Source organism: Parabacteroides sp. AM58-2XD (assembly GCF_003463685.1).
GTDB classification, from domain to species: Bacteria; Bacteroidota; Bacteroidia; order Bacteroidales; family Tannerellaceae; genus Parabacteroides; species Parabacteroides segnis.
In genome coordinates this window covers 1-7,408 of sequence record NZ_QSDP01000169.1, presented here as the reverse complement: position 1 = coordinate 7,408, position 7,408 = coordinate 1, and the positions used below count along the sequence as shown (strand labels likewise).

At 38.4% G+C, this 7,408-nt stretch carries 6 protein-coding genes, 1 tRNA gene and 1 pseudogene; all 8 read right to left on the bottom strand.

Going from position 1 to position 7,408, the window contains the following annotated elements; translation table 11 throughout:
• A partial coding sequence (locus tag DXA15_RS23940; protein WP_369683084.1) for a tetratricopeptide repeat protein occupies nucleotides 1-737 on the bottom strand: 737 nt, incomplete at its 3' end.
• A gap of 454 nt (nucleotides 738-1,191) precedes the next feature.
• Complete coding sequence (locus tag DXA15_RS27760) at nucleotides 1,192-1,323, bottom strand: hypothetical protein (protein ID WP_255420006.1); 132 nt, start codon at nucleotides 1,321-1,323, stop codon at nucleotides 1,192-1,194.
• Nucleotides 1,324-1,573: 250 nt separating this feature from the next.
• Nucleotides 1,574-2,344 (bottom strand): site-specific integrase, encoded by a 771-nt coding sequence (locus DXA15_RS27390; RefSeq protein WP_233567601.1) that lies wholly within the window; start codon nucleotides 2,342-2,344, stop codon nucleotides 1,574-1,576.
• Nucleotides 2,311-2,790, bottom strand: coding sequence for an Arm DNA-binding domain-containing protein (locus DXA15_RS27385; protein WP_233567600.1), 480 nt, complete (start codon nucleotides 2,788-2,790; stop codon nucleotides 2,311-2,313). The genes DXA15_RS27390 and DXA15_RS27385 overlap by 34 nt, the downstream gene beginning before the upstream one ends.
• 246 nt (nucleotides 2,791-3,036) lie before the next feature.
• Nucleotides 3,037-3,109 (bottom strand) — tRNA-Phe (locus DXA15_RS23930).
• Nucleotides 3,110-3,185: 76 nt separating this feature from the next.
• The gene (gene thiL, locus DXA15_RS23925) at nucleotides 3,186-4,217 is read right to left on the bottom strand and encodes a thiamine-phosphate kinase (protein ID WP_128135708.1); all 1,032 of its coding nucleotides are present in this window, start codon (nucleotides 4,215-4,217) and stop codon (nucleotides 3,186-3,188) included.
• Nucleotides 4,218-4,224: 7 nt separating this feature from the next.
• Nucleotides 4,225-5,325 (bottom strand): tetraacyldisaccharide 4'-kinase, encoded by a 1,101-nt coding sequence (gene lpxK, locus DXA15_RS23920; protein WP_128135707.1) that lies wholly within the window; start codon nucleotides 5,323-5,325, stop codon nucleotides 4,225-4,227.
• Nucleotides 5,326-5,331: 6 nt separating this feature from the next.
• A pseudogene (gene sppA / locus DXA15_RS23915) lies at nucleotides 5,332-7,097 on the bottom strand (signal peptide peptidase SppA).
• Nucleotides 7,098-7,408 lie beyond the last annotated feature (311 nt).

The following is a 7,408-nucleotide window of genomic DNA, read 5'->3' as shown; positions in this document are numbered from 1 at the left end:
TCTGCTTTTTCATAATCCCCCATTAGGCAATATATATTCCCCAAAGTATTATATATGCTAACAAATACACTTGTATCATTTAATGTTCGAGCAATAGAATCTCCCTGATGTAGAATATTTAGTGCTTCATCTAAGCTGTTTTGATATGCTTTTTGTCTAGCTATGTTCTTTAGTGCAAGAATATAACTTTTGGTATTATTTGCTTGAAGAAAAGCATTTTTAGCGAACTCATAATCCTTTTCAGCATTCTGAATGTCTTTGTTTAATTCATGAATATTTGCTATACAGCTATATATATAACCCACTAAAGTGTAATCTTTTAGTTCTTTAGCTTTGGTTAATGAAAATAGAAACACATCTATTGCTTTATCATAATCTTCTGACTCTTTATATGATAGTCCTAAATAGAATCCAGATTTTACCATCTGAGTCCAATCTTTTTTAGCTTTATAAAAATCATATGTTTCTTCTATTATTGAGACCTGTGGCATTGGTGTATTAATTGAGTCTGAAATAATGCATTTCAAAAGACACCATTTGGCAAGAAGCTCTTTATTAAGTTTTGAACTGTCATTTATACTAGCCAATATAGAGTCAGCTGTATATGGAGAAGTTTTGATCATAGTTTCGGCAAGATCAATATCCTTGATATGTTTGGATGAACAACTAATCATCCAAATCATTAATGTTGATGCTAAGGCCAACAAATAAATATTAATTCTAGTGTTTGATTTCATTACGTTGTGAAATTAGGTTATTAGTTGATATATTGTAAGATACTGTAAACTTCAAATTAGTTAGGCGTACTTTGCAAATATATTGATTTGTTTGTATATCAAATTGTGTTTAATATGATTTTTCCTCAAAAAGTTGTATTCATATATTGGCTGATAATCAGTTGTATATGTGAAGGTGTGTATTCTAAAAAAATGAGTGGTTTAGAAGTAAGGTATTTGTAATTAGGTTATTATCCTGGTTTATGGGTAGACGGCTTTGAAATACATGTCTTTATTGGTGAAAATTTACAAATTTACAGACATATTAATGGTTAAGTATAATCAAGGGCTCCTTGGGGAACCCTTTGGATAGTGTACTTATTCCTTAACTTTCATTCTGCCAGAAGGACTTTTCCTATTTTGATCTGCAATTTTTGTAAGAACTCATTTTCGTAACTTTCAAAATCGATATCACTTAACTTGATTTTTTTTCAACGGGATTACTATTGCTGTTTTTAAGGTTCTCATAACCTGCTGCAATATCATCTAATTCTTTCTTGATACCATTGATACGTTTGGCGATATTAATGCCTTTCTTGTTTGCCATAAGATTCTATTTTTAGTTTATTATTTCGCAAATATATAAATATATTGAGTTCTATAACAAAAATATCGCTCTTTATTTTATTGTTTAAATAGGCTCGTGGCGAATAATATATATAGGGATGAATTTGAATAGATAACTAATAAAGCGATATCTCTTCGTTTTAATATATATAGTGGTTTTGTGTATAAAAAGTTCATAAAGGGAATTAGAAAAAAGAGCGAGTTATTATTTTACTCGCTCTTTAGTTTGATTATATGTTCTTAGAAAATTTCTCCATATCATATAATATTGAATAATCTTGTACTCTTGCGTAGCGCTCTGTCATTTTTACACTAGAATGCCCCATCATTGCAGCTACATTTTTAATTGATGCATGATCTGCTATGAGAAGAGTCGCAAAAGTATGCCGGGCTGTATGTGTGGTAAGCTTTTTGTTTATACCACAAACATCCGCTATTTCTTTCAAATAACTGTTCATCCGTTGATTCGTATCTACTGGTAATACTTTTTCTTTTGCTATACTGATTTTGTCATTTTTGTATTTTTCAAGAATTTCACAAGGTATTTTTGATACAGGAATAATTGCTTCTACACCTGTTTTGATTCTGTTTCTAATAATCCATTTGTTCCCATTTGAATCTACAAAGAAATCACTTTCGTGTAAATCATGAACATCAATAAAAGCCAATCCTGTCCAACAACAGAATACAAATATATCCCTTGTCCGTTCTAAGCGAGGAATAGAAAACTCTTTATTGTAAATTCTCATTACTTCATCCATTGTGAGAACGTCTTTTTTAACCTTTTCTTCTCTAAATTTGATTCCAAGAAATGGGTTGATTTTTATCCATCCGTTACCTAGTCCTATGTTGATAATCTTCTTGAAGCATTTCATGTAACGTATGACAGTATTTTGACAGAGATTTTTGTCCACTTTCATGAATGTCTCAAATTGTATTATCAGAGCTTTGTTTATGTCTTTTAAAGCTATATCCGAAGCTTTTGATTGACGAGCATACATTTCTTGAAATATAGCAAACAAAGTTTGTATCGGCCTACAGTGATCTTAGCAAGATCAATGCCGATTAAAGATTCCATTCGGTCAATTTCTTCCTGGAATACGGCAAAAAACATTTTGCATTGATTTGCTTTGCTTTTTTTACCGATGAATCTGTCTTTGATTTCTGAGAGTGTAATAGGTAACCCTTCATCTTCTAAATTACGTAATATCTCATATACCTGAGAGCGGATCGACTCAAGATACATATTGATCTCAATGGAAACGCTATCTTTTCCGATGGCTCTTTCTTTTTTCTGGTTCCATAATTTTGGTAGCACTCTTCTTTTTAGTTGTAACTCGATTCTTTGTCCTGCAAGAGTCATTCTCATATAAATAGGAGATTCCCCAGTTTTTAATAGACTAACTCTTCTGATCATGAACAATAACGAAAATGTTTGCTTTGCCATTTTTTCTTCCTCCTTTGATTAATTAATAACTTGTTTCTGAGCCACAAAGAAGAATAGGTGGTAAAATGGTGAAATGTTGTGAGTTAGGGGTAAATTCGGGAGGGAATTGAGCCTTAAAAAAATCCTCCCCGAATTACACACCTTGAAACCGCAGGATTCGGTGTATTTTTCCTATTGGATATAAAAGGAAAACCCCTGAACTCGCTTTGAATTCAGGGGTTTGCTTCATTTTTCCTCTTTAATAAGTGGTGCCACCAGGAATCGAACCGGGGACACAAGGATTTTCAGTCCTTTGCTCTACCAACTGAGCTATGGCACCGTTGTTTTGTTTAACGGGTGCAAAGATACGGACTTTTTTTTAATATGCAATAGTTCGATGGAAAAAATGATAAAAATTATTCATTAAGTGAATTCCAGCCCTGGGCTTTCAGTTCAACTTCTCCACCGTCACGGCCTACTAGATAATTGCCCAGTTCGGGACGGGTAATGTGACCGATGACTTTAACTCCTTTTATCTCAGAAACTTTGTCGTGGGCGGTTAGAGGGACGGTGAACAAAAGCTCATAATCTTCGCCGCCATTCAGGGCTGCCGTCGATAAATTCATGTTGAACTGCTCTGCCATAGCTGCTGTCTGGTAGTCGATAGGAATGCGATCTTCATAGATACGGCAACCTACATTGCTTTGCTTTGATATATGAAGTAATTCGGAAGAAAGGCCGTCCGAAATGTCCATCATGGAGGTAGGAACAATACCGGCTTTGTCAAGCAACTCGATGATGTCTTTGCGGGCTTCCGGTTTTAACTGGCGTTCCAGTAGATATTCCTTGCCGGTGAAGTCGGGGGTAAATTCTTTTTCTCCTTTAAATACCCTTTTTTCTCTTTCAAGCAACTGCAAACCCATATAGGCGGCTCCCAGGTCTCCGGATACGCAGACAAGGTCGGTATCTTTTGCTCCGCTGCGGGTGACTGTTTTTTCTTTTTCACCTTCACCGATACATGTAATGCTGATGCACAGGCCGGTCAAAGATGCGGAAGTATCACCACCTACAATGTCAACTCCATAAATATCACAGGCCAGTTGGAGACCCGAATAGAATTCTTCCAGTTCTTCTACCGAAAAACGTTTGGATATACCGAGGGAGACCGTTATCTGTTTCGGTTTTCCGTTCATTGCATAAATATCGGAGAAGTTGACGACTGCTGATTTATATCCCAGGTGTTTTAGTGGAACATACGTCAGGTCGAAGTGAATGCCTTCAAGTAAAAGGTCGGTTGTTACCAATACCTGCTTTTCCTTATAGTCTAGTACTGCGGCATCATCGCCAACGCCTTTTACTGTACTTTCGTTTTTTAACTCTATCTTTTCTGTAAGGTGGCGGATTAAACCAAATTCGCCTAATGTTGCAATTTCTGTTCTTTTGCTCATCTTTTATTTATCGTAACAAATTATCTTTATGGAAAGTTGTTATATGTTTTTTGATTTCATCGTCAAATTTCTTGTCCAGGCAGAATTCGATGGTAATCGGCAAATAATACATGCACGTTTTCCAATCTTCCGGAATGTGCGGATTATCCAATAGCCGGGCGGCATCTTTTTCTGTAACCAGAATGTATTTGGCGGATGACTTCATTTTATCAAAGGTATTTTTAATGCGTCGTATATCGGATTTTTCGAAGGCATGATGGTCCGGAAAAATCAGCGGCGTTACCTTGTCGGAAAACTTTCCGACTTCTTTGATGAACCCTTCGGGAGAAGCGATGCCGGATATAACCAGCAGTTCGTCTTCTTTTTGAATGTCTTTCCGGCTGAGCGGTTTGCCCTGATTCCCGAATACCGGTTTAATTTCATCGTAAGCGATATGTGTGAAGTGGATGGACTGGTGGGCCAGCAACTTCATGTTTTCTTCAATGATGCGGTACTCGATAGGTTTCATATCCTCCTCGCATTTGGTGACGATAACCATGTCTGCCCGGCGTATTCCGCAGATAGGTTCACGCAGGCGGCCGGCGGGGAGTAGCTTGTCGTTGTAGAACAAACGATGGTAGTTAGTCAGGACGATAGAGAATGAAGGGGCGACGTAGCGGTGCTGATAGGCATCGTCAAGAAGGATGACTTGCGGACGCTGTTCTTCAGGAAGTGCCAGCAGTTTGCCGATACCTTCGCGACGGTCGGCATCTACGGCCACGAGAATATCGGGAAACTTATGTTTCATCTGATAAGGTTCGTCACCAATCTCGTGGCTTGTGCTCTGCTCGTTTGCCAGGATAAAACCGGAAGATTTTCGTTTATATCCCCGGCTGAGTACGGCTATCCTGTAATCATCCTTTAATAAACGGATGATATATTCGGTATGAGGTGTTTTCCCTGTTCCTCCCACAGCCAGATTCCCAATGCATATAATAGGTATAGGATATGACTCCGAAGACAGCAGTCGCCAGTCGAACAGCTGATTGCGGAACCGGACTCCTATTCCATACAGGAAGGAAAAGGGAGAAAGCAGAGAGTGTATTTTTATGTTGTTTTCTGTCGGCATCTCGGATTATAATGGTTTAACATCATAAGGAAGTCGCGCCTGGACTCCGGTTGTCGATTTGATATTATTCAGTGTTTTGAAATACTCATATTCTTCGCCCAATACACTTTTTACAACAGAAACTTTTACTTCACCGAGCTGTTTTTCGATGAATTCTTTCCAGAAATCTTTGGAACCGGAAACATAAGTCAGGCTGTAATCAGTCAGGTCGGCTAAAGAGGCGGCAGTCTCGATAGCTTTATCTATACCTCCGAGTTCGTCAACCAGGCCACGTTCTTTTGCTTGTTCGCCGGTCCAAACGCGTCCTTGCCCTATTTCGTTGATTGCTTCCTTGCTCATATCGCGGCCATCGGCGCAACGAGTAATGAATGTGTCATACCCTCTCTCAACAAATGATTGAATCAGGACTTTTTCATCTTCACGCATCGGACGGCTCATGTCTCCCAAATCTGCGTATGTATTTGTTTTTACAATATCGGTAGTAAGCGACAGTTTATCGAATAAGCCGTTACGTTCGGGAAAATACCGAAAATACCGATAGAACCGGTAAGCGTGTTGGGTTCAGCTACGATTTTGCTGGCGGCACACGAAATATAGTAACCTCCCGAGGCAGCTACATCGCCCATGGAGACAACAATCGGCTTTACTTTTTTCAATTCGATGACCTGGCGCCAGATTTGTTCGGATACGAAGGCACTTCCGCCTGGTGAGTTGACACGGAAAACAACGGCTTTTACGTTTTCGTCATTTTTTAACTTGATGAGTTCGGAGGCTACTTTTTCTGTAATAGCCTGTTCCGTATTATAAGGTGAAGAGGGAGTTTCGGGTTTGATTTCGCCTTCTGCATACAGGATTGCTATACGATCTGCCTTTTCACGACTGATGGTTTTAATGCTTTTCATATTTGAAAGGCTGGCGGTCTGTAGGCGTTTGTCGCTTTGTCCGGCCAGCTCTTTTACGAATTCTTCGGCTTCGGGACGGTATTTCAATTCATCAATCAGGCCGCATTCGACAGCTTTTTCGGCCGCAGAGAAAGCATAGCCTTGATTGGCAAAGCTATTGATGTCGGCAACCGGGATTTTTCTGGATTCGGCAATGCCGTTGGTTACATTGTCCCAAATGGTACTTATATATGATTGGATTTGTTCACGGTTGGCGTCACTTAGTTTGTCGAGCATGAACGGTTCAACAGCGCCCTTGTAAGTTCCGACTTTAAATATCATCATTTCTACGCCGACCTTTTTTAATAAATCTTTATAGAACATCGTTTGTGAAGCCATTCCGACAAGTCCTAACGTACCTTGTGGATTCAGGAAGACTTTATCGGCAACAGAACATAGATAATAGCAACCCTGCGTATAATTATCAGAATAAGCAATAATGAATTTTCCGCTTTCTTTGAAATCATTCAATGCTCTGCGTATGGCCTCTAGGCTGGCAGAGCCGGTGCTAAGACTTTTTGCTTCTATATATATGCCTTTAATGTTTTTGTTCTCTTTGGCAGTCTGGATAGAGGAAAGAATATCTTTTAATGAAAGAGACTTATCTGTTTCACCCATCAGCATAGCGATTGGGTTTTCTTCGGTATTGTCGGAGAGGTTTCCTTCAAGCGTTAATTTATATACGGTATTGCTTTTTGGGGTGTAATCAGGAGTACTACCTACACTGGCTGCAATACCAATCAGAGTGAATACAAATACAATGGAAATCAGGCCAACAGCAACAAAAACACCTAGTGCTGAGGCGAACATCATTTTAAAAAATTGTTTCATATCTATATTTCGTAAGTTTTTATCAGACAGCAAATATAGTTAACTTATTGATACTAACCATTCTTTTGCCTTGAATTATTTCGGGAGATATGTCTCTTTGCTGTTAGAACTTTGGTATAGACTCTATTACTATTTATTGTAACTGGGGTAAGAGAAGTAAACAGATCCTATTTATATATCTTTTTTCTGAGTTTTCCCCGACCTCCCTGCAAATCTCCCAATGTTATAACTATTCTTTCTGATGGAATAATTAATCGTTCGACAATCATTCTCTATTCATTAAACAGATGTTCTCTATTCATTCGACAACT

Coding starts and splice junctions, on each gene's coding strand:
- thiL (WP_128135708.1), bottom strand. CDS start 4,217: ATGAGCAAAAGAACAGAAATTGCAACATTAGGCGAATTTGGTTTAATC.
- lpxK (WP_128135707.1), bottom strand. CDS start 5,325: ATGCCGACAGAAAACAACATAAAAATACACTCTCTGCTTTCTCCCTTT.
- DXA15_RS27385 (WP_233567600.1), bottom strand. CDS start 2,790: ATGGCAAAGCAAACATTTTCGTTATTGTTCATGATCAGAAGAGTTAGT.
- DXA15_RS27390 (WP_233567601.1), bottom strand. CDS start 2,344: ATGTATGCTCGTCAATCAAAAGCTTCGGATATAGCTTTAAAAGACATA.
- DXA15_RS27760 (WP_255420006.1), bottom strand. CDS start 1,323: ATGGCAAACAAGAAAGGCATTAATATCGCCAAACGTATCAATGGTATC.